The sequence below is a fragment of the Nocardioides gansuensis genome (genome assembly GCF_003076135.1).
In the GTDB taxonomy this organism is placed as follows: domain Bacteria; phylum Actinomycetota; class Actinomycetes; order Propionibacteriales; family Nocardioidaceae; genus Nocardioides; species Nocardioides gansuensis.
This window is the reverse complement of the sequence record NZ_QDGZ01000002.1, coordinates 328,049-349,252: the sequence shown is the minus strand read 5'-3', so window position 1 is coordinate 349,252 and position 21,204 is coordinate 328,049. Positions and strand designations below refer to the sequence as shown.

Below are 21,204 nucleotides of genomic sequence, written 5' to 3'. Positions count from 1 at the left end.
TCCTGCGTGGGTTCTCAGACATGGGCGGCTGACGGTCTCAGCGGCGCCTCCTATCCTGCTGCGTGACACCCGCGTGCGGAATGCAATGAGTGCCACGTCACGAAATGTGGACGCCTAGTTACACGTCTAGTTACATGACGTCGTCGGAGCGTCCCGGCTCCGCTACATGCACCCGACCTCCGGAGGACCTCCCACCCATGAGCGACCGCTACCAGGGCTTCGTCTCCACGCCGATCGGCAAGTTGCTCGTCAAGAACCTCGGCCTGCCCAGCCCGACGAGGCTCGAGCGCTACACCGAGGGTGCCCCGCTGGTCTCCGGCACGGTCGCCCTCGGCGGCTCCGGCCGGCTCGCCGCCTCCCTGCCCACCGTCCTCGACGGCCTCGGCATCGCGTCCACCACGGACTCCTCGGGCGACGCGAAGTTCAAGGGCCTCGTGTTCGACGCCACCGGCCTCACCGAGAGCGGTGCGCTGATCGCCCTCCAGGAGTTCTTCACCCCGCTCCTGCGCCGCCTCGAGACCTGTCCCCGCGTCGTGGTGCTCGGCACCACCCCCGAGGCGCTCCAGGGCAGCGCCCGCGTTGCGCAGCGCGCCCTCGAGGGCTTCACCCGCTCCCTGGGCAAGGAGATCGGCAGGGGCGGCACAGTCCAGCTGGTCTACGTCTCCCAAGGCGCCGAGGACGCGATCGCGTCCACGCTGGCCTTCTTCCTCTCGCCCAAGTCGGCCTACGTCTCGGGCCAGGTCGTCCGCATCGGCGCGCACGGCTCCACTCACGCGGAGTCCGCCGCCGACTGGTCGAAGCCGCTGGCCGGCAAGGTCGCCCTCGTCACCGGCGCCAGTCGCGGCATCGGCGAGCACATCGCCCGGGTCCTGCACCGTGACGGGGCGACGGTCGTCGGTGTCGACGTGCCGCAGGCCGCCAACGACCTGCAGGCCCTGATGACCGAGCTCGACGGCGACCAGCTGCTGCTCGACATCACCGCGAAGGACGCCCCCCAGCGCATCGCCCACGCCCTGAAGGAGAAGCACGGCGGTGTCGACGTCGTGGTGCACAACGCCGGCATCACCCGCGACAAGAAGCTCGCCAACATGGCCGGGGACCGCTGGGCCTCGGTCATCGGGGTCAACCTGACCGCACCGGAGCGGATCACCCGGGAGCTGCTCGACCAGTTGGTCATCAACGACAACGGCCGCATCATCGGCGTCGCGTCGATCGCCGGCATCGCGGGCAACGTGGGCCAGACCAACTACGCCGCCTCCAAGGCCGGGGTGATCGGCCTGGTCGACAGCCTCGCCGACGAGCTGAAGGACGGCATCACCGTCAACGCGGTGGCCCCGGGCTTCATCATCACCCAGATGACGGCCGCCGTGCCGTTCGCGACCCGCGAGATCGGCCAACGCCTCAACGCGATGTCCCAGGGCGGCCTGCCGGTCGACGTCGCCGAGACCATCGCCTGGTACGCCTCCCCCGGCTCCACCGCGGTCAACGGCAATGTCGTCCGCGTCTGCGGCCAGATGATGCTGGGTGCCTGAGATGACCGACCCCAAGCTGCTCCGCGGCAAGCCCGGAGTGCTGTCGACCCTGGTCAAGGCGGCCCTGCCGGCCGTTCCCGGCGTCAACCAGCTCCCCGGCGTGAAGAAGGCGCCCCGCGACCAGTTCACTGGGCTCTCCTACGCCCGTGAGGGCGCGGTGGCGGAGCGGTCCGAGGTGGATCGCTACGCCGGGGTGTGCGGGTTCCCCCGCAAGGACACCGTGCCGCTGCCCTACCCGCACATGCTGGCCTTCCCGCTGCACATGGCGATCATGAGCGACCCGGCGTTCCCGTTCCCTGCGATCGGCAGCGTCCACCTGGAGAACTCGATCACCAGCCACCGGCCGATCGGGGTCGGCGAGACCCTGGACATCGTCACCTCGGTGGGCCCGGCCCGTCCCCACGCGAAGGGCACGGTGCTCGACTTCGTCACCGAGGTCCGCTCGGGCGACGAGCTGGTCTGGGAGTCGACGTCGGCCTACCTGCGCCGCGGCAGGGGCGACGGGTCGGCCACGAGCGGCCTGTCGATCCCGGGCACCCCCACCGGCGGGATCCAGTGGCGGCTGCCGGAGGACCTCGGCCGCAAGTACGCCGCCGTGTCGGGCGACCACAACCCGATCCACCTCTACCCACTCACCGCCAGGGCGCTCGGCTTCCCGCGCCACATCGCCCACGGCATGTGGACCAAGGCGCGCTGCATCTCGGCCATCGAGAATCGCCTCCCCGACTCGGTCGTCGTCGACGTGGCCTTCAAGAAGCCGGTCTTCCTGCCGGGCACGGTGGCCTTCGCCGTGGCGTCTGAGGGCAGGAACCACACCTTCGCGCTGACCAACCCGAAGGACGGCTCGCCCCACCTGGTGGGTCGCACCACCGCGCTCTGACACCCGCACGGCTCAGCGCGGGTTGCCGAACCGGACCGTGGTCACCCCGGTGCGGGCCGAGGTCGGCGTCGCCGCGCGGCTCTGGGCGAAGGTCGCGGTGGCCGGGTTCCAGACCCCGAGGTCGGTGACCCCGTTTCCGTCCCAGTCCCCGGTGACGGGGAGGTCGCCGACGGCGCCGAACGGCACCTGCGCGGTCCAGGCCACGCCGTTGGCGTCGACCTGCCGCAGGGTGAACGTCGCGGTGGCCTGGTCGTAGACCCCCAGGTCGGTGACCCGGTCGCCGTTCCAGTCGCCGGTGACCGGCAGGTCGTCGGCGTCCCCCAGCACCAGCGACTGGGTCGACCCGTCGGGCATCCGGATGTAGAAGGAGGCCGTCTCCGGCCGCCGTACCCCGAGGTCCGTGATGCCGTCCGCGTTCCAGTCCCCCGCGATCGGCCGGTCCGACGGGATGCCGTAGACGATCTTCACGACGCCGCCGGCCGTCTGCAGCTTGAACCTGGCGCCGCGCGGGGTGCGGATGCCGACGTTCGCCGTCCCGTCCCCGTCCCAGTCGCCCACGACGGGCTCGTCCGTGGCCCTGCCGAAGGGCACCACGCGCGGGGTGCCGGCCTCGTTGACGATGAATTGCGACCTGCGCCCCCGACGGAAGACCGCCACCTCGGCCAACGCGTCGCCCGAGAAGTTGCCGGCCACCGGCACGTCGACGCAGTTCGCACTGGTCGCCTCGCCATAGGAGTAGGGCACGCCCCCGAACCAGGCGCGCACGACCTCCCTCCCGATCCGCTCCTCGAAGTGCAGGTGGGCGCCCCGCGCGTTGCCCGAGTCGCCGACCGCGCCGAGCATCGCGCCCTGGTCGACGCGCTGGCCGGCGGCCACCGTCACCTTCCCGAGGTGGGCGTAGAGCGACGACTCCCCGTTGAGGTGGTCGACGACGACGTAGCGCCCGTAGCCGCCCTTGTCGTGGGGCTGCACCAGGGAAGCGACGCCGGGTGCGCTCGCCACGACGGAGGCTCCGGCGTCGTTCTCCCGGTTCCAGTCGATCGAGCGGACGCTGGGGCTGTGCCCGCTTCGCGTCGACCCCGTCCAGGTCTGCCCGCAAGGGAACGGCATCTGGTGGGGGGTCGCCACGGCTGCCCAGGCCGGCGTGGACGTGCCCACCAGGACCAGGGCGAGCGCGGCGCCGGCGGAGGGCAGGCAGGAGCGGAAGACGAGGCCCACGGCGGCGTCCCTCTCGGTCGGGGGTCAGAGCACCGCGCCGGCGTCCCCCTCGGCACAGGGGCGTTCACCAGTCACAGGTGCCACAGAAGCGCTCAACCGTAACCACGCCCCGGCGTGTCTGTCATCGAAATGCGCCGAATTACAGCGGTGTAGTGCTATACGCGGTCACGTCGCGGGCCGTCGAGGCGCCTGATCAGGCCCTCCTGCGCCACCGTCGCCACCAGGGTCCCGTCCTGGGTGAACACGCGTGCGGTGGCGAGACCCCGACCGCCCACGGCCGTCGGCGAGACCTGGTCGTAGAGCCACCACTCGTCGGCACGGAACGGCCGGTGGAACCAGATGGAGTGGTCGAGCGACGCGGGCATCAGCGTCGGCGAGGTGATCGACACGCCGTGCGGCACCAGGGTCGCACCGAGCAGCGTCAGGTCGCTGGCGAACGTGAACGCGGCGAGGTGGGTGCGGGGCTCGTCGTCGAGCCGTCCGTCGACGCGGATCCACAGCTGCGCCTGCGCGGGATGGTCTGGGTCCTCCGGCATGCCCTTGCCAGAAACGCCCACGTAGCGCGCGTCCAGCGCGCTCCACTCGCGGTCCCAGCGGGCTGCCTCGGCCTCGCCGCCGAGCCTGCGGACGACGTCGGGCATCCGCATCGACTCCTCCGGCGGACGCACCTCGGGCATCCGGTCGGCGTGGTCGTAGCCGTCCTCGGGTCGCTGGAAGCTCGCCGTGAGGAAGTAGATCGGGCGGCCGTGCTGGCGCGCGACGACCCGGCGGGTCGAGAACGAGCGCCCGTCGCGGATGCGCTCGACGTCGTAGATGATCGGGACGGAGTGGTCGCCGGGGCGCAGGAAGTAGGAGTGCAGCGAGTGCATCATCAGCTCGGCGTCCACGCTGCGCACCGCCGCCATCACGGCCTGCGCGGCGACCTGGCCGCCGAAGACCCGCTGCCGCTCCGTCTGTGGCTGGCGGCCCCGGTAGAGGTCGACGTCAAGGTCCTCGAGGACCAGCAGGTCGACGAGCTCCTTCGCGGAGGACGGCACGTCAGTGGCCCTGCCCGTCGCGGTCGTCGCGGTCCCCACGGTCGTCGAGGCCGGCCAGGAACTGCTCGAACTGGCGGCCGATCTCCTCACCGGTGGGCATCGGCTGGTCCCGCGCGAGCAGGGACTCCCCCGACTCCTCGGCCTCGCGGAACGCGTCGTACTGCCTCTCCAGCCCGGCGACGACCTCGCTGACCTCCTCGTTGCTGGCGAGGTAGCGCTCCACCTCGGCCGCGGTGCTGGCGGCGGCGTCGCGCAGGCGGGTGAGGTCGAACGTGAGGTGGCCGCCGATCTCCACATGCTCGAGCAGGTCCAGCGCCGCCTGGGGATAGTCGAGCTGCGCGAGGTAGTGGGGGATGTGCGCGACGAAGCCGAGCGCGTCGTGCCCCCACTCCCCCAGCCGCAGCTCGAGCAGCGCCTGGGCGCTGGAGGGGACGCGCAGCTCGCCTTGCCACGGGCTCCGGCCGGTCACCAGCTCGGGACGGTTGGCGTGCGGGGTGACCGCGATCGGCCTCGTGTGCGGCACGGCCATCGGCACCGCGCCGAGCGAGACCACGCGGCGTACCTCGAAGCGCTCCACCACCTCCCGCACGGCTCGGGCGAAGCCCTCCCAGCGCACGTCGGGCTCGGGGCCGCGGAGCAGGAGGTAGGGCGTGCCGCCGGTGTCACGGAGCGCGCGCACCACGAGCCGGGGCGCCTCGTAGTCGGCGTAGTGGTCGCGCACGAAGGAGACCGGTGGCCGCCGGGCGCGATAGTCGTGGAGGGCGTCGACGTCGAACGTCGCGACGACGGGGCCGTCGGAGAGCGACTCGAGGTGGTGGGCCGCGAGCTCCGCCGCGCGGCCGGCGTCGAGGAAGCCCGAGAGGACGACCACCAGGGTGAGGTCGTGGGCCTCGGCCAGTGGCGCGGCGTCGTCGACGATGTGCACGAGGCGGAGGGGTTCGACCATGGGGCCAGCCTAGTGAGCGGGGCGCCGTGAGCGGACACACACCTCCGCCTGCTGACGGCTGATTGTTACTCAGAGGTAACCTGCTCCTGTCATCCCCCACACCGACCCAGGAGGGCCAGTGCCCCGTCAGCTGCGAGAGGTCGTCTTCGTCGACGGCGTACGCACCCCGTTCGGCAAGGCCAAGGGCCAATACGCCGAGACCCGCGCGGACGACCTCGTCGTGAAGCTCATCCGTGAGCTCGTCCGCCGCAACCCGAGCCTCCCCCAGGAGCGCATCGACGAGGTCGCGATCGCCGCGACCACGCAGATCGGCGACCAGGGCCTGACCCTGGGCCGCACCGCCGGCATCCTGGCCGGCCTGCCGCAGAGCGTGCCGGGCTACTCGATCGACCGCATGTGCGCCGGCGCCATGACCGCCGTGACCGCCACCGCCGGTGGCATCGCCTTCGGCGCCTACGACGTGGCCATCGCCGGCGGCGTCGAGCACATGGGCCGCCACCCGATGGGCGAGGGAGTCGACCCCAACCCGCGGATCGTCTCCGAGCGCCTGGTCGACCCGTCTGCGCTCGTCATGGGCAACACGGCCGAGAACGTGCACGACCGCTACCCCGCGATCACCAAGGAGCGGGCCGACCGGTTCGCCGTCCGCTCCCAGGAGCTGGCCGCCAAGGCCTACGCCGACGGCAAGATCCAGCCCGACCTCGTGCCCGTCGCCACCCGCTCCGCCGAGGCAGGCTGGGGCCTGGCCACCACCGACGAGCCGATGCGCCCCGGCACGACCGTCGAGGACCTCGCCGCGCTCAAGACGCCGTTCCGCCCCCACGGCCGCGTGACCGCGGGCAACGCGGCGGGCATCAACGACGGCGCCACCGCCTCCCTGCTCGCCTCCGAGGAGGTCGCGCGGGAGCTCGGCCTGCCGGTCCGGATGCGGCTGGTGGCCTACGCCTTCGCCGGCGTGGCCCCCGAGGTGATGGCCGTCGGCCCGATCCCGTCGACCGAGAAGGCGCTCGCCAAGGCCGGCCTCACGATCGAGGACATCGACGCCTTCGAGCTCAACGAGGCGTTCGCGATCCAGGTGCTGGCGTTCCTCGACCACTTCGGCATCGACCAGGAGGATCCGCGGGTCAACCCGTACGGCGGCGCGATCGCCTTCGGGCACCCGCTCGCGTCCTCCGGCGTGCGCCTGATGATCCAGCTGGCCCGCCAGTTCGAGGAGGACCCGTCGATCCGCTACGGCCTGACCTCGATGTGCATCGGCCTGGGCATGGGCGGCACAGTCATCTGGGAGAACCCGCACTGGAACGGGTCCACGACACGCGCGACCACGGACGGAAAGGCCAGCTGACATGACCGACATCGCAACCTTGGTTGAGCGCGCCGAGGCGCTGGCCGCGGCCGACGAGGTCGTCACCACGGCTCGGCTGCGCAAGGTCACCCTTCCGGGCGGCGCCGTGCTCGGGCTCATCACGCTCGACAACGGGCTGGACCACACCCGGCCCAACACGTTCGGCTTCCGCGGCCTGGTCTCGCTGAACACGGCGATCGACGCCGCACTCGCCGACGACGAGGTCGTCGCGCTCGGCGTCACCGGCAAGCCCTTCATCCTCGCGGCCGGCGCCGACCTCGGCTCCGTCCAGTCCGCCGGTGCCGACGGCGTCCGTGTCATCGGCGAGCTCGGGCACGCGGTGTTCCGCAAGCTGCAGGACGGCGGCAAGCCGTCGGTCGGCTTCGTCAACGGCCTCGCCCTGGGCGGCGGCCTCGAGGTCGCGCTGCACTGCACCTACCGCACCGTGATGGACAGCGCGCCGGCCCTGGGCCTGCCCGAGGTGATGCTCGGCCTGATCCCCGGCTGGGGCGGCAGCTACCTGCTGCCAAACCTGGTGGGGCCCGAGAAGGCCGCGAAGGTCTTCATCGAGAACCCGCTCAACCAGGGCAAGGTCCTCGGGGGCACCGCCGCCTTCGAGCTGGGCCTGGCCGACGCCGTGTTCAGCGGTGCCGACTACCTCGAGCAGTCGCTGCTGTGGGCCGCTGACGTCCTGGCCGGCAAGGTGACGGTCGACCGCCCCGGGATCGACCGCGGCGAGGCGTGGGATGCCGCCGTGGCGAAGGCCGAGGCGTTCGTGGCCGCCAAGACCGGTGGGGCCTCCCCCGCCGCGAGGAAGGCGGTCGAGCTGCTCGCCCTGGCGAAGACCGCCACCCGCGACGAGGGCTTCGCGGCCGAGGACGAGGCCCTCGAGGCGATGGCCCGCACCCCCGAGCTGCTCGCCTCGCTCTACTCCTTCGACCTGGTGCAGAAGCGGGCGAAGCGGCCCGCGGGCGCGCCGGACAAGTCGCTGGCCCAGCCGGTCACGAAGGTGGGCATCATCGGGGCCGGCCTGATGGCCTCGCAGCTCGCGTTGCTCTTCGCGCAGCGGCTCAAGGTGCCGGTCGTGATGGTCGACCTCGACCAGGAACGCGCCGACAAGGGCGTCGCCTACGTGCACGCCGAGCTCGACAAGCGCCTGGCCGCCGGCAAGGCCTCGCAGGACGCCACCAACCGCCTCAAGGCGCTGGTGAAGGCCGAGATCGACTACGCCGCCGCCTTCTCCGACGCCGACTTCATCATCGAGGCGGTCTTCGAGGAGATGGGGGTCAAGAAGACCGTCTTCGCCCATGCGGAGAAGGTCGCCCCCGCGACAGCGGTCTTCGCGACCAACACGTCGTCGCTCTCGATCACCGAGATGGCCTCCGAACTGGCGAACCCGGAGCGGGTCGTGGGCTTCCACTTCTTCAACCCGGTCGCGGTCATGCCGCTGCTGGAGATCATCAAGGGCGGGCAGACCTCGGACGCCGCCCTGGCCACCGCCTTCGCCACGGGCAAGGCGCTGAAGAAGACGACCATCCTGGTCAAGGACAGCCCGTCCTTCCTCGTCAACCGCCTCCTCGGGCGGTTCATGGGCGAGGTCGCCCGGATCGCCGACGAGGGCACACCGCTGCCCGTGGTCGACGCGGCGTTCGCGGGCGTGACGCCGATGCCGCCGTACACGCTGATCGCGCTCGTCGGACCGGCCATCGCGCTGCACAACAACGAGACCCTGCACCGCGCGTTCCCCGAGCGGTTCTATGTCTCGGACAACCTCAAGCGCGTGGTCGAGGCCGGGAAGGGCGCCTTCTACGGCCCGGACGGCCGGACGCTCGACCCCGAGGTGGAGGCCCTCCTCGAGGTCGGCACCACGGTGCTGACGACCGAGGAGGTACGGCGCCAGACGCTCGCGGCGCTCGCCGACGAGGTGCGCCGGATGCTGGACGAGGGCGTGGCCTGGGCTCCGGAGGACATCGACCTGGGCATGATCACGGGCGCCGGCTTCCAGTTCTGGAACGGCGGCCTCACGCAGCTCCTCGACCGCGAGGGCATCTCCGAGGAAGTGACGGGCAGGAAGTTCAACTGAGCCCCTGATCCCTGGTCCCCGGTCCCGCACGCACCACGCGGGGCCGGGGACTAGTCACTTCCGACCACAGAGTCCGTCCGCTCAGCCGAGCCGCTCGGGCGGCGAGCCGCCTAGCGTGGTGGTGTCGGGGCCTGGTTGGGGTAGGTCCCGCTGGGGCAGGGGGAGGGCGTCCGTCGGGGCTGGACACCCTCCCCGCTGGCGTGCGGGCGCTCCGAACCTTCCGGCCGGGTGGGATCGTCGGGTGGGGTGAGAACACCCCCTCGATCGAGGAGCACACATGGCACGACGCGATCCGGCGGCCTTCGCCGAGTTCGTCGCCGCCCGGTCGGCAGCCCTGCACCGCTCGGCGTACCTGATGGTGGGCGACGCCCAGCTGGCGCAGGACCTGCTGCAGGAGGCGCTCACCAAGACATACGTCGCGTGGCCACGGCTGCGTGACCCCGCGAATGCGGAGGCCTACACCCGCAAGGCGATCACCACGACGGCGATCACCTGGTTCCGGAGGAAGTCGTGGCTCGGCGAGCGCCCGACGGAGCACGTGCCGGACGCCGGCCGCGCCGGCCACGAGGACGAGGTGACCCGGCACGACTGGCTCTGGACTGCCCTCCAGGAGCTGCCGCCCCGCCAGCGCGCCGCGATCGTGCTGCGCTTCTACGAGGACCTCACCGAGGCCCAGACCGCCGACGCCATGGGCTGCGCCGTCGGCACCGTCAAGAGCCAGGTGCACGCCGGGCTCCGCACCCTGCGCGGCCTGCTGGGTGAGCACGGCGTCGACGGCGACCTGCTGCCCGCCGAGCTCTTCCCTGCCGACCTCAAGGTGGTGACCCCGTGACCGGGCTGCTCAACGACCTCATGCACGACCGCGCCGACACGCTCGGCGCGCCCGACCTGGACGTCGCGACGATCGTGCGCGAGGGCGACCGGCGCCTGATGCGGCGTCGTACGGCGGTCGTCGGCGGCGGCGTCGCGGCGGCTGTGCTGACCGCGGTGGCCCTCCCGACGGCCTTCCAGTCGGCCCTCCCGTCGGGGGACGACCGGGCGGTCGACCCGCCCTTCGCTGCTGCCTTCTCGGCCCACCTCCCCGTCTACGCCCTGGGCTCGACCGTTCACGTGGACGGCCGGACCTTCGACGTCGGCCGGGAGGTCTTCTCGATGGTGCAGACCGACACCGGCGTCGTCTTCACCGACCCCGACGGCACGGTGTGGTCGGCCACGGGCAGCGGCGAGCCCGTCGCCGTGGGCAGTACCCACGCCCGGCACCCCCGTCTGGAGACCGACGCGTCGCTCGTCGCCTGGATGGAGCGCGAGGGCGACCAGCCGGTCTACGCGGTCCTGGACCAGTCCTCCGGTGAGGTCCGGCGCAGCAGCCTCGGGGCCGTTCCGGGCATGGGCTGGCTCCGCGACGAGGCGGACCCGGCGCTCGTCTACGCGGTCGACAGGCAGGAGGTCTACGTCCGCGACGCCCGTGGGCTGGTGGCCTGGAACCCCGCGACCGACGAGCAGCGGGTGCTCGGCGAGGCCGGTGGCTTCACCGTCGACGACGTGCAGGCCGGGCTCGTGGCCCACGGGATCGACCACCCCGAGACCGGTGAGACCACCTACCGCGTCGGCCCGGCCCTGGGCGAGGGCAACGTGGTGCCCGCGTGGAACGGCTTCGCACTCTCTCCCGACGGCAGGTACCTGCTCGGCGAGTCCGACCCCGACGAGGCGGCCGTCTTCGACGCCACCACGGGCACCTCGCAGGACGCCATGGCCGAGGGTTACTCGTTCTCGGTCTTCTACGGCTGGGTCGACGAGGACAGCTACGTCGGGCTCGGCATGAACAAGCCCTACGACACCACCCCGATCGACCTGCTCTCCTGTGATGTCGGCGCCGGGTGCACGGTGATCGCCGAGGCGATCGGCACCATCGACGACGGCGTCGTCATCCCCATCGGCGAGTCCATGGACGAGTGACGCGCGCCGGTGGACGGGCGCGATCAGACCGGGGTCGAGACCTCGGCCTGGTCGTGTCCCGGTGCCAGGCGGCTGTTGCGCTGCCCGTAGACGAAGTAGACGACCAGCCCGATCGCCATCCAGATCAGGAACCGCACCCAGGTCTCCCCGATCAGGTTGAGCATCAGGTAGAAGCACAGCAGCACGGAGGCGGTCGCGACGACGCCGACCGCCGGCGTCCGGAACGCCCGCGGCAGGTCGGGGCGGGTGCGCCGCAGGATGAGCACGCCGACCGAGACGAGCACGAACGCGAACAGGGTGCCGATGCTCACCAGGTCGCCGAGCGTCTCGAAGTCGACGAAGCCGGAGAGCACCGCGACCCCGATGCCGGTGATGAACGTGATCCGGTAGGGAGTGCCGTACTTCGGGTGCACCTTGGCCAGACCGATAGGCAGCAGGCCGTCGCGGGCCATCGCGAAGGCGACCCGGGTCTGGCCCATCATCAGGATCAGGACGACGACGGTGAGGCCGATCGTGGCGCCCACGGCGATCACGTTGCCGATCCACTCCACCCCGACGGAGTCGAAGGCGGTGGCCAGCGGCGCCGAGTCGTTCGGGTCGATGTCCTGGTAGTTCTGCATGCCGGTGACGACCAGCGACACCGCGATGTAGAGGACGGTGACGATCGCCAGCGAGCCGAGGATGCCGATCGGCACGTTGCGCTGGGGGTTGCGGGTCTCCTCGGCCGTCGTCGCCACCACGTCGAAGCCGATGAAGGCGAAGAAGACGATCGAGGCGCCGGCGATCACGCCGGCGACGCCGAACACGGCCGGCTCGAGGCCGAAGATGCTGGTGATCAGCGGGGTCTTCCAGAACGAGCCCTCACCGTCCGCCGTCGGCTGGCTCGGCGGGATGAAGGGCGTGTAGTTGGCCGCCTTGATGTAGCCGATGCCCATCACGATCACCAGCCCGACCACGGCGAGCTTGATCGCCACGACGACCTGGTTGACCCGGCTCGAGAGCTTGATGCCTCCGACGAGCACGCCCGCCACGATGAGGGAGATGAGCACAGCCGGGAGGTTGACGATGCCCTCCGAGGCCGAGCCCAGGGACGCCGGGACCTCCAGCGGTGTCCCGGCCAGCACGTTCTGCAGGTAGCCCGAGAACCCGGCAGCCAGCGCGGACGCGCCGACCGTGAACTCCAGCACCAGGTCCCAGCCGATGACCCACGCGACCAGCTCACCGAACGTGGCATAGCTGAACGTGTAGGCACTGCCCGCGACCGGCACCGTCGAGGCGAACTCCGCGTAGCACAGGGCCGCCAGGGCGCACGCAGCGCCGGCGATGGCGAAGGACAGCGCGATAGCCGGTCCGGCGTTGGTGGCCGCCACGAGCCCGGTGTAGACGAAGATGCCGGCCCCGATGATGACGCCGACGCCGAAGACCGTGAGGTCGAGGGCCCCGAGGTTCTTCTTCAACCGGTGCTCTGGCTCGTCCGTCTCGGCGATCGACTGCTCGACTGACTTCGTCCGGAAGAGGTCCATGTCCCGCACCGTAGGGGGTTCGGGGCGTTTCCCGCCAGTCGGTCGCGCGGGTGCCGGGGCTCTCAGCGGTACGTCGCGAGGATGCGGTTGGCGGCCTCGCGCGCGAGCTGCCCGGTGCCCATCTGGAGCAGCTGCTGCAGCTTGTCGGACTGGTCGGGCGGGCTCGTCGCAGCCAGCTCGTCGAGGAGGCGCCAGAGCATCTCCTCGCCGTACATGTCGACCACTGTCTCGCAGGCCCACCAGGACAGGCCGTAGTGGGCGCCCTGGTCGGGACCGTTGAACTCGATGTCGTTGGGCAGGGCGGCCGGCCCCTGCTCCGCCGCCTCCAGCGCCGCCCCGCTGATGAGGCGCTCCTCGGGCGGGATCGGCTGGACGGACACCCACTCGGCGATGCCCTCGCTGAGCCAGGTGGGCACGAGGTCGTCCCGCGCGCCCAGGGCGACGTGGGTGAGCTCGTGCCGGATCAGCCGGGCGAGCTGGCCCGGCTCGCTGCCCAGCATCCGCGGGTGCAGCATGAAGCGCGTGCTCGCCAGCTGGTCGACGCCGTCGCCCGGGTGCGCGAGCACGGGGAAGGCGATCGCGTCCAGGGAGTCGGGGTCGCCGCCCGGCACGTCCCCCAGACCCTGCAGGGTCGCCGCGTCGGACAGGGCGTAGACGACCACCATCCGCGACCAGTCGTAGGGCACCTCGGCCGCGACGCTGGCAATCCCCGCCTCGACCGCCCGGATCACGTCGCCCGCGACAGCCGCGCTGGCCTCGTCGAAGATGCCCAGCACGCCCGCCCCGCTGCGCACGACGATCGACCCGGTGTCCCAGGGCTGGGGTGACACCTCGCTGCGGCGCTCCCAGCGGGGGTCCCGGTCCGAGGCCACGACCAGGCCGGCCCCGTCCGGGTCGTCCACGAAGCGGAACTGCTGCGGGCGTACGACGGGGACGGCGTCGTACCCGTGCAGCTGCAGCCGCATGTCGACGACCGCGCGGTAGCCGCCCTCGGTCCGGACGACCGTCTCCGGGTCGACGTCATAGGAGAGGCGCCCGATCGGGAGCTGGCTGAGGTTGGTGAAGTAGCGGCGCTCGCGCTGCGTGAACCCGCGTGCCCGGGTCGTCGTGGCGAGGAAGCGCTCGAGGTCCCGCCCGCGCAGGGCCCTGGCACGGGCCCGCAGGACCTGCTGCATGTCGCCGGCGACGTCGACCCGTGCCTGCTCCTGCGGCACCCCGGGGTCGTCCGGCGAGTCGCTGGCGAAGCAGCCGGTCAGTGGCAGGAGGGCGGCGACCAGCAACGCCGCCCAGCGGCGGCGGTGCGCATCACGGGGTGTGGTCGGCATCGACCAGAGAACGACCGGCAGCCAGAGCCGTCACGTCCTCGACGATCCCGCGCGCGATGGTCTGGGCGTCCAGTCCGATGCGGGTGAGGATCACGTCGCGCTTGGCGTGGTCGAGGAACTCCTGCGGGATGCCGTGGAGGCGGAACGGAGTGGTCACCCCGGCGTCGTTGAGCGTCTGCAGCAGGGTGGCGCCGACTCCGCCGACGCGGCCGTTGTCCTCCACGCTCACCACCAGGCCGTGCTTGCGGGCGAGCTCGACCAGCGCGGGGTCGACGGGCTTGACCCACCGCGGGTCGACGACGGTCACGCCGATGCCCTGGTCGACCAGTCGCTGGGCGACGGCGACGGCCGTGGTCGCCATCGCCCCGACACCCACGATCAGGACGTCCTTCTCGCCCTCGCGGACGAGGACGTCGGTGCCGCCCGCCGTGTCGATCGCCTGGATGTCCTCGGGCGGCGACCCCTTGGGGAAGCGCACCACCGTCGGCGCGTCCGACACCTCGACGGCCTCGTCGAGCAGCTCGCGGAGGCGGGTGACGTCGCGCGGGGCGGCCAGGCGCAGCCCGGGCACGACCTGCAGCATCGACATGTCCCACATGCCGTTGTGGCTCGCACCGTCGTCGCCGGTGACGCCCGAGCGGTCGAGCACGAACGTCACGCCGCACTTGTGCAGCGCCACGTCCATGAGCACTTGGTCGAAGGCGCGGTTGAGGAAGGTGGCGTAGACGGCGAAGACGGGGTGCAGTCCGCCCATCGCGAGTCCGGCCGCCGAGGTCGCGGCGTGCTGCTCGGCGATGCCGACGTCGAAGGTGCGCTCGGGGAAGCGGCGGGCGAACTCGTCGAGGCCCACCGGGTGCATCATCGCCGCGGTGATCGCCACGACGTCGGGCCGCCGGGCGCCGATCTCGACGATCGAGTCGGAGAAGTGGTCGGTCCAGATCTTGCCCTTGGGCTTCTCGGCGCCCGTCTGGACGTCGAAGGGGCCGGCAGAGTGGAACTGGTCGGCCTCGTGCCGTTCGGCTGGGTCGTAGCCGTAGCCCTTGCGGGTGATGGCGTGCACGATCACCGGCCCGCCGAACCCCTTGGCGTTGGCCAGCGCCTGCTCGAGGGCACCCCGGTCGTGGCCGTCGACGGGACCGACGTACTTGAGTCCCAGGTCCTCGAAGAGGCCCTGCGGGGCGATCGCGTCCTTGAGTCCCTTCTTCACGGCGTGCAGCGCGTCGTACGCCGCGTGGCCGACGCCCGGCACCGCGTTGAGCCGGCGCTTGACCATGTCGAGGACGTGCTCGTAGCGCGGGTTGGTGCGCAGGGCGGTCAGCGCCGTGGCCAGGCCGCCGATGGTGGGCGTGTAGGAGCGGCCGTTGTCGTTGACGACGATCACGAGCTTGCTGTCGTGCTGGATGGCGATGTTGTTGAGCGCCTCCCAGGCCATGCCGCCGGTGAGGGCGCCGTCGCCGATCACGGCGACCACATGGCGGTCCTCGCCGCGGATCCGGAACGCCTTGGCGAGGCCGTCGGCGTAGGAGAGGGCGGTGGAGGCGTGGGAGTTCTCGACGAGGTCGTGCTCGGACTCCGCCTGGCTCGGGTAGCCGCTGACCCCGCCCTCGCGGCGAAGCGTGCCGAACGCGGCGTAGCGACCGGTCACGAGCTTGTGCACGTAGGACTGGTGGCCGGTGTCGAAGACGATCTTGTCGCGGGGGCTGTCGAAGACCCGGTGCAGCGCCAGCGTGAGCTCGACGACGCCGAGGTTGGGGCCGAGGTGACCGGTGTTGGTGGCCACGGTCCGGATCAGCACGTCACGGATCTCGGCGGCCAGCGCCTCGAGCTCTGTGGGCGAGAGCTCACGGAGGTCGGCCGGCGAGGAGATCGAGTCGAGGTGGCCCATGGGGCACGAGTCTATGTGGTCACCGGGACGTCAGCTGCGGAGGTCGTGCACCGCCACGGCGGGGCTCATGGCTGCCCCTGGAGGTGCGCGTAGGTGTCGGACTCGAGGAAGGCAGGGAGGATCTGGCCCGCGGCCATCGACAGCGGGAGGCCGCGCACGACCTCGGGGTCGACGAAGACGATCTGGCGGCCCTCGCGGCAGTCGATGTCGGCGTCGGTGAGATCGGTGCCGCCCACGAAGACCTGCATCCGGTCGAAGGTGCCGTAGGCCTCGCGGTGGTCGACCACGAACTCCTGCCACAGCGTGATCTCCCCCGGATCGACGCGGATGCCGGTCTCCTCCTCCAGCTCGCGCGGCGCCGCGGCGTCGAACGCCTCACCCTCGTCGACGTGCCCGCCCACCAGGCCCCACTTCCCGGGATCGATGCGCGGGTGCTCGTCGCGCTCCTGGAGCAGGATCCAGCCCCGGGGGTCGACGAGGATGACGCCGGCGAAGCGGTGGCCGTCGGGGCTGGGCGACGGAGCGTCGAGATCGGGCACCCGGGCGACCCTACCGACGCCGGGTGCCTCGTCGGCTCACAACCGCGCGGTGTACCGGCGGCCACGCAGCGCCTCCTCGACCAGCCCGACCGCGCGGCGTACGCCGAGGAGGCGCGCGTCCTCGAGCTGGAACGTCTGCACGGCTGCCTCGACCACGGCCTCGTCCGCCACCTCGCGCAGGTCGGCGCGGGCCTGGCTCAACCCGCGCCGGACCGCTGCCTGCTGCGACTCGACGTGCAGCACGGCGAAGCGGGCGAGGACGACGACGTGGCGTCGGAGACCGCTGTAGCGGCGGTAGTCGGGCGGGCAGAGGTCGAGCAGCCAGTTGGCCGCTGTGGCCTCCCAGTCGGGCGCGTCGGGCGGACGCACCTCGCGGGGCCAGCCGGGCGGTGCGACGTAGGTGGGCATGCCCCTAGTCTAGGCCGGGTTCGAACACATGTTCTAGCAAAGTAGTCGTCCAGCCGGGCGAGGTCCGGGTCGCGCAGCCCGGCGGCGTCGTGACGCCACCAGACGTCCGGGTAGACCACCCGGCCCGTCATCGACGGCTGGTACGAGTCGAGCAGCGCGACCTGGAAGGCTGCTTCGGGCGATCCAGCCAGGCGTGGCTCAGGCCGACATGCCCCACGACCTCGCCACCGACGCCGGCAACGAGCTCGCTTACCAGCCAGCCGCTGGTGCGCAAGTCGTCCCACAGCTCCCCGATGTGCTCATCCGGCAGGCGCGGTAAGAGCCTTCTCATCGGTCCTTCACAGCCGTCTCACCGGAGCGGGCGAGCCTCGGACGAACGAAACGGAGGTGGTGGCGATGGAGCTCGTCGTGATCCTGCTGGCGGACGTCGTGCTGGTGTCGGTGATGGTGCTCGGGGTGTACTTCCGACGCCACAGGCGCCGGGACATGCTGCTGGCCTATTTCTCGCTCAACGTCGGCGTGATGGCCGTGACGCTCGTCCTCGCGAGTGCGCCGGTGGCCGCAGGCCTGGGCCTGGGCCTCTTCGGCGTGCTCTCGATCATCCGCCTCCGCTCCTCGGCGCTGACCCAGGAGGAGGTCGCCTACTACTTCGCATCCCTCGCGCTCGGCCTGGTCGCCGGGCTGCGCCCCGACCCCTGGTGGGTAGGTCCCACCGTGAGCGGCCTGGTCGTGCTCGTGGTCTATGCGGCCGACCATCCCCGGTTGCATGCACGCAGTCGGCAGCAGGTCATCACCCTCGACGTGGCCGTGACGGACGAGCAGGAGCTGCGCGGCCGGCTCGAGGCGCTGCTGCACGCCACGGTCCAGCGCTTCGTGGTCACCGAGACCGACCTCGTGCGGGACCTCACCGTCGTGGACGTCCGCTACCGGCTGGCCGATGACACCCTGGCCGCCCCGCAGAGGACCGGCGCACAGCCGGCGACCGCAGACCCTGGGCTGGCTCCGGTGAGGATGGCGGGAGTATGACCGACGGCCGGCCGCGGACGTCCCCGGCGACTGCCGTCGCCGAGCTGCAGCCGGTCGGGCTCTCGACCGTCCTCGCGGAGGCTGACCTCCAGACCCGCACCGAGCGCAAGTACCTCGTGCCGCCGTGGGCGCTGGAAGCCCTCGTCGACGGCCTGCGAGACGACTTCCAGGCGCTCGAGATGGCCGGACTGCGCGTCTTCCGCTACGAGTCCGTGTACTTCGACACGCCCGGCCTCACGTCCTACCGGGCGGCCGCCCACGGCAGGCGGCGCAGGTTCAAGGTGCGGACCCGCACCTACCTCGACTCAGGCCTGTGCGTGCTGGAGGTGAAGACCCGCGGCGGCCGCGACGAGACCGTCAAGGACCGGATGCCCTACCACCCCGACCGGCGCGACCGGCTGGACCGGGCAGCCACCGAGTTCGTCCTCAGCCGCGTGCCCCTGGTGGTCGGCGCCGACGCGCTGGAGCCGACGCTCGTGACGACCTACTCGAGGGTCACCCTCGTGGACCTGGCGGTCGGCGCCCGAGTGACCTGCGACGTCGACCTGGTGCTCTCGGAGCCGACCGGGGAGTCGGCCCGGCTCGACGACCGCGTCCTCGTCGAGACGAAGTCGCCGGGGTCCGCCGGGCCGGCCGACCGGATCCTGTGGCGGCTCGGCCTGCGCCCCGTCGCGATCAGCAAGTACTGCGTGGGGCTGGCCGCGCTGCGCCCCGGGCTGCCAGCCAACCGCTGGCACCGCACCCTGCAGCGCCACTTCGCCGACCGGCTATGACCGCGGACGCAGCTCGTGCACGTGCTCGTCGAGCCACGCCACCCGCGCGTCGAGCCACGTCCTGAGCGCGCGCACCTCGCTGGCGTAGGTGGTGCGGTCGGCGGCCTCGGCCGGGTTGGGCCAGACGACCTTGCCGAGGACCGGCCAGCGCTGGAAGTTCCGGCGTGCGGCGCCGCTGCGCACCAGCTGGCGGGTGCTGCGCTTCACCTCGGCGTGCAGCCACGGGCGCAGGCCGGCGGCGCGGAGCGCCCGCCAGCGGGCAGCCAGGGCCGCCACGAAGGTCGGGTCCGCGTAGAGCCGCTCGGCCCAGCCGCGGTCCGCCAGCGTCGAACCGGCCACGGGGCTGGCGGGGGCGAACCGGGAGTTGCCCATGCTCAGGTCGAAGTCCCAGATCGGACCGAGGACCCAGCGCCCTGCGGCTCCGCGCGCCAGGTAGACGCTCTTGTGGAAGCCGTCCTGGTTCTTGAACAGCTCGTTCAGCAGCACGTAGTCGACGGCGGCCGCCTCGTCGAGGTGTCCGCGCCAGCCGGTGGCCGGGTCGGTGAACGCGGGCCCGTACAGCGCCGCGTCGGCTGCCTTGACGCTCCGGCGTACCTCCTGGCGCTCCTCCCGGTCCAGGTCGCCGCGCTCGGGGTCGTCGAAGACCAGGGGGACATCCGCGCCGGGCAGCCGGACGTCGACGCCCTCGTCCTGCGTCTCCTGCCAGGAGATCCACTCGAGCAGGTGCGCCGGCTCCTCGAGGTCCACGCGATCGTCGTGCAGCTTGAGCTTCTCGATCAGCACGTACACCCCGCGGTAGCGGCCGTTGAGCCACAGCTCGACGTGCCGGGTCCGGCTCGCGTAGCGTCCCAGGCGGCGGGCGGTGGCGTAGGCCAGCGTGTTCCGCACCAGCGTCTTGTCGTTGTACGACGGGTAGAGCGCCCAGTCGTCGTCCGCGGGCATCCCGAGGAGCCCGGCATCGCGGTTGTCGCCGGACCGGTCCCGGAGCTCGACGCCGTAGGCCTTCTTCGGGAAGCGCCGGGACGACTCTCCCCGCAGCTCGATGCCGATCCGGCCGCGGAAGACGGCGCGGCCGTGCCGGCGCAGGACCATCCGCCCCGCCACCTTGTCGTCCGGCGGCACCCGGCCCTGCACGGTGAGCTCGATCCGCGGGAGCGGTCGGACACCGATGCGCGGGCTCTGCTCCGCGGAGATCTGCCCGGACTTCGCTAAGGCCGCCGGGGCGGCCGGGGTGGCCGGGGTGGCCGGGGTGGCCGGAGCGGCCTGGGCGGTGGTCGCGGCGACACACGCCGCAGCGACGAGTCCCACCACGGCCGGGCGGGCGCGTCGGCTGCCACCACTGCTCTGACGAGTCTGCATGCGGACAGCGTGGGCCTCCGGGCTGGAGCAGGGATGAGAGCGCGATGAGACTTCTCTCATCCCGTCCGGTGCGGCGCGCTCAGCCGGCGATGAAGGAGAACCGGACGCCGCGCTCGGCGTTGTCGACGTTGAGGTCGACGAGGCAGATGCTCTGCCACGTCCCGAGCGCGAGCCGGCCGCCGAGCACGGGAACGCTGGCATACGGCGGCACCAGCGCCGGCATCACGTGGGAGCGGCCGTGGCCTCGCGACCCGTGACGGTGCTGCCAGCGGTCGTCCGCGGGCAGCAGGTCGCCCAGCGCGGCCAGCAGGTCGTCGTCGGACCCGGCGCCGGTCTCCACGATCGCCAGGCCGGCCGTCGCGTGGGGCACGAAGACGTGCAGCAACCCGTCGCCCCTCCCCTCGACGTACGCCGCGCAGTCGCGCGTGAGGTCGAGGACGACCTCGACCCCCCCTGTCCGGTAGGTGCGCACGTCACTGTCCACCGAGCGCCTCCTCGATCCGCTCCACCTTGGCGGTGAGCTGGCCCTCGTAGCCGGGCCGGATGTCGGCCTTGAGCACCAGGCCGACCCGCGGCGAGACCTCGGCGACGACGTCGACCGCCCGCTTCACCACGGCCATCACCTCGTCCCACTCCCCCTCGATGTTGGTGAACATCGCGTTGGTCTCGTGGGGCAGTCGCGACTCCCGGACGACGCGGACGGCCGCGGCCACGGCCTCGGTCACCGACCCGGTCTCGTCGGCGGACGTGGGCGAGATGCTGAAGGCGACGATCATGGCAGCATGCTGTCAGCCCGCCAGCGCCGCCCGCACCTGCTCGGCCCGCTCCCGGAGCTCCTCCAGCCGGGTCGGCGGCAGCATGTCCGCCCAGGCCGGCAGGTTGGAGCCGCGCAGCTGCAGCACGCCCTCGGGGCGCGCGTTCAGGACGAACGAGCAGTGGCCCTTGCCGTTCTCCCACTTGTTGACATGCACGTTGCCCACGCCGTCGAGTGCCCGCACGGCCGAGTAGGCCGCACCGAGGGCCTGGCCCATCCCGGCGTACGACGCGGGGTCGAGGTCCTCGAGGCGCAGGTGCTCGCGGGTCGCGACGTTGGCCGTGAAGACGAGGCTGGTGGGCACCCAGATCACCACGAAGTCGCCGATCGTGCCGAGCACCCGGTCGGGGTCGGCGAGGACCTGGCAGGTCTTGCACGAGCCCGGGTCGGCCGACCGGTCCGGCTCCGGCACGGCGTAGTCCGTCAGTGGACGGGCCCGCAGGCCCTCGGCCTCCCAGGGGAAGACCTCCCAGCCGGGCATGGCACCGAGCGGCAGGCGGCCACCCTCACCGGTGGCCGCCTGCGCGCGGTCGAGGAACTCCCTCATGAAGGGGC

At 71.9% G+C, this 21,204-nt stretch carries 20 protein-coding genes; 8 read left to right on the top strand and 12 right to left on the bottom strand.

Going from position 1 to position 21,204, the window contains the following annotated elements; genetic code table 11:
• Positions 1-197: 197 nt before the first annotated feature.
• Positions 198-1,532: a 3-oxoacyl-ACP reductase gene (locus tag DDE18_RS05900; RefSeq protein WP_116571309.1), complete on the top strand. Its 1,335-nt coding sequence runs from the start codon at positions 198-200 to the stop codon at positions 1,530-1,532.
• Between the two features lies 1 nt (position 1,533).
• Entirely contained in the window at positions 1,534-2,412 is an 879-nt protein-coding gene (locus DDE18_RS05895) for a MaoC/PaaZ C-terminal domain-containing protein (RefSeq protein WP_116571308.1), read from the top strand.
• Between the two features lie 12 nt (positions 2,413-2,424).
• On the opposite strand, the gene DDE18_RS05890 is transcribed toward DDE18_RS05895, so the two are convergent.
• The 3 genes from DDE18_RS05890 to DDE18_RS05880 form a co-directional block, all read right to left on the bottom strand.
• The gene (locus DDE18_RS05890; RefSeq protein WP_116571307.1) at positions 2,425-3,630 is read right to left on the bottom strand and encodes a M23 family metallopeptidase; all 1,206 of its coding nucleotides are present in this window, start codon (positions 3,628-3,630) and stop codon (positions 2,425-2,427) included.
• 155 nt (positions 3,631-3,785) lie between these two features.
• Positions 3,786-4,667, bottom strand: a complete 882-nt coding sequence (locus tag DDE18_RS05885) for an acyl-CoA thioesterase (RefSeq protein ID WP_116571516.1) — start codon at positions 4,665-4,667, stop codon at positions 3,786-3,788.
• A gap of 1 nt (position 4,668) precedes the next feature.
• Positions 4,669-5,613 (bottom strand): proteasome assembly chaperone family protein, encoded by a 945-nt coding sequence (locus tag DDE18_RS05880; protein ID WP_116571306.1) that lies wholly within the window; start codon positions 5,611-5,613, stop codon positions 4,669-4,671.
• 118 nt (positions 5,614-5,731) lie between these two features.
• Between DDE18_RS05880 and DDE18_RS05875 the strand changes: the two genes are divergently transcribed.
• The 4 genes from DDE18_RS05875 (at position 5,732) to DDE18_RS05860 (ending at position 10,997) form a co-directional block, all read left to right on the top strand.
• Positions 5,732-6,958: a thiolase family protein gene (locus DDE18_RS05875; RefSeq protein ID WP_116571305.1), complete on the top strand. Its 1,227-nt coding sequence runs from the start codon at positions 5,732-5,734 to the stop codon at positions 6,956-6,958.
• Between the two features lies 1 nt (position 6,959).
• Entirely contained in the window at positions 6,960-9,041 is a 2,082-nt protein-coding gene (locus DDE18_RS05870; protein ID WP_116571304.1) for a 3-hydroxyacyl-CoA dehydrogenase NAD-binding domain-containing protein, read from the top strand.
• Between the two features lie 277 nt (positions 9,042-9,318).
• On the top strand, positions 9,319-9,873 hold the full coding sequence (locus tag DDE18_RS05865) for a SigE family RNA polymerase sigma factor (RefSeq protein WP_116571303.1): 555 nt from the start codon (positions 9,319-9,321) through the stop codon (positions 9,871-9,873).
• On the top strand, positions 9,870-10,997 hold the full coding sequence (locus DDE18_RS05860) for a hypothetical protein (protein ID WP_116571302.1): 1,128 nt from the start codon (positions 9,870-9,872) through the stop codon (positions 10,995-10,997). The genes DDE18_RS05865 and DDE18_RS05860 overlap by 4 nt, the downstream gene beginning before the upstream one ends.
• Positions 10,998-11,020: 23 nt before the next feature.
• Here the strand turns inward: DDE18_RS05860 and DDE18_RS05855 are convergent, their stop codons facing one another.
• From DDE18_RS05855 to DDE18_RS05835, 5 genes are all read right to left on the bottom strand, one after another.
• Positions 11,021-12,520, bottom strand: coding sequence for an amino acid permease (locus DDE18_RS05855; RefSeq protein ID WP_116571301.1), 1,500 nt, complete (start codon positions 12,518-12,520; stop codon positions 11,021-11,023).
• Between the two features lie 62 nt (positions 12,521-12,582).
• Positions 12,583-13,845: a hypothetical protein gene (locus DDE18_RS05850; protein WP_116571300.1), complete on the bottom strand. Its 1,263-nt coding sequence runs from the start codon at positions 13,843-13,845 to the stop codon at positions 12,583-12,585.
• Complete coding sequence (dxs, locus tag DDE18_RS05845) at positions 13,826-15,730, bottom strand: 1-deoxy-D-xylulose-5-phosphate synthase (protein WP_116571299.1); 1,905 nt, start codon at positions 15,728-15,730, stop codon at positions 13,826-13,828. Before dxs ends, DDE18_RS05850 begins: the two co-directional genes overlap by 20 nt.
• A 65-nt stretch (positions 15,731-15,795) precedes the next feature.
• Entirely contained in the window at positions 15,796-16,269 is a 474-nt protein-coding gene (locus DDE18_RS05840; RefSeq protein WP_116571298.1) for an NUDIX domain-containing protein, read from the bottom strand.
• A gap of 36 nt (positions 16,270-16,305) precedes the next feature.
• Positions 16,306-16,677: a hypothetical protein gene (locus DDE18_RS05835; protein ID WP_116571297.1), complete on the bottom strand. Its 372-nt coding sequence runs from the start codon at positions 16,675-16,677 to the stop codon at positions 16,306-16,308.
• Positions 16,678-17,073: 396 nt separating this feature from the next.
• Here DDE18_RS05835 and DDE18_RS05830 point away from each other — a divergent pair, with 396 nt between their 5' ends.
• Entirely contained in the window at positions 17,074-17,703 is a 630-nt protein-coding gene (locus DDE18_RS05830) for a DUF4956 domain-containing protein (protein WP_116571515.1), read from the top strand.
• A complete protein-coding gene (locus DDE18_RS05825; RefSeq protein WP_116571296.1) occupies positions 17,700-18,476 on the top strand; it encodes a polyphosphate polymerase domain-containing protein in 777 nt (258 codons plus the stop codon). The genes DDE18_RS05830 and DDE18_RS05825 overlap by 4 nt, the downstream gene beginning before the upstream one ends.
• Here DDE18_RS05825 and DDE18_RS05820 read toward each other — a convergent pair.
• From DDE18_RS05820 to DDE18_RS05800, 4 genes are all read right to left on the bottom strand, one after another.
• Entirely contained in the window at positions 18,471-19,835 is a 1,365-nt protein-coding gene (locus DDE18_RS05820) for a CotH kinase family protein (RefSeq protein ID WP_165821053.1), read from the bottom strand. The genes DDE18_RS05825 and DDE18_RS05820 overlap by 6 nt on opposite strands.
• A gap of 79 nt (positions 19,836-19,914) precedes the next feature.
• Positions 19,915-20,319, bottom strand: a complete 405-nt coding sequence (locus DDE18_RS05810) for a YjbQ family protein (protein WP_116571294.1) — start codon at positions 20,317-20,319, stop codon at positions 19,915-19,917.
• Positions 20,309-20,611: a thiamine-binding protein gene (locus tag DDE18_RS05805; protein ID WP_116571293.1), complete on the bottom strand. Its 303-nt coding sequence runs from the start codon at positions 20,609-20,611 to the stop codon at positions 20,309-20,311. The genes DDE18_RS05810 and DDE18_RS05805 overlap by 11 nt, the downstream gene beginning before the upstream one ends.
• A 12-nt stretch (positions 20,612-20,623) precedes the next feature.
• On the bottom strand, positions 20,624-21,196 hold the full coding sequence (locus DDE18_RS05800) for a hypothetical protein (protein ID WP_116571292.1): 573 nt from the start codon (positions 21,194-21,196) through the stop codon (positions 20,624-20,626).
• Between the last annotated feature and the right edge of the window lie 8 nt (positions 21,197-21,204).

Bases quoted from the DNA above. Each gene is read 5' to 3' on its own strand.
- DDE18_RS05900 (WP_116571309.1), top strand. From the start codon at position 198: ATGAGCGACCGCTACCAGGGCTTCGTCTCCACGCCGATCGGCAAGTTG.
- DDE18_RS05895 (WP_116571308.1), top strand. From the start codon at position 1,534: ATGACCGACCCCAAGCTGCTCCGCGGCAAGCCCGGAGTGCTGTCGACC.
- DDE18_RS05880 (WP_116571306.1), bottom strand. From the start codon at position 5,613: ATGGTCGAACCCCTCCGCCTCGTGCACATCGTCGACGACGCCGCGCCA.
- DDE18_RS05870 (WP_116571304.1), top strand. From the start codon at position 6,960: ATGACCGACATCGCAACCTTGGTTGAGCGCGCCGAGGCGCTGGCCGCG.
- DDE18_RS05865 (WP_116571303.1), top strand. From the start codon at position 9,319: ATGGCACGACGCGATCCGGCGGCCTTCGCCGAGTTCGTCGCCGCCCGG.
- DDE18_RS05855 (WP_116571301.1), bottom strand. From the start codon at position 12,520: ATGGACCTCTTCCGGACGAAGTCAGTCGAGCAGTCGATCGCCGAGACG.
- DDE18_RS05850 (WP_116571300.1), bottom strand. From the start codon at position 13,845: ATGCCGACCACACCCCGTGATGCGCACCGCCGCCGCTGGGCGGCGTTG.
- dxs (WP_116571299.1), bottom strand. From the start codon at position 15,730: ATGGGCCACCTCGACTCGATCTCCTCGCCGGCCGACCTCCGTGAGCTC.
- DDE18_RS05835 (WP_116571297.1), bottom strand. From the start codon at position 16,677: ATGCCCACCTACGTCGCACCGCCCGGCTGGCCCCGCGAGGTGCGTCCG.
- DDE18_RS05830 (WP_116571515.1), top strand. From the start codon at position 17,074: ATGGAGCTCGTCGTGATCCTGCTGGCGGACGTCGTGCTGGTGTCGGTG.
- DDE18_RS05825 (WP_116571296.1), top strand. From the start codon at position 17,700: ATGACCGACGGCCGGCCGCGGACGTCCCCGGCGACTGCCGTCGCCGAG.
- DDE18_RS05820 (WP_165821053.1), bottom strand. From the start codon at position 19,835: ATGCAGACTCGTCAGAGCAGTGGTGGCAGCCGACGCGCCCGCCCGGCC.
- DDE18_RS05805 (WP_116571293.1), bottom strand. From the start codon at position 20,611: ATGATCGTCGCCTTCAGCATCTCGCCCACGTCCGCCGACGAGACCGGG.
- DDE18_RS05800 (WP_116571292.1), bottom strand. From the start codon at position 21,196: ATGAGGGAGTTCCTCGACCGCGCGCAGGCGGCCACCGGTGAGGGTGGC.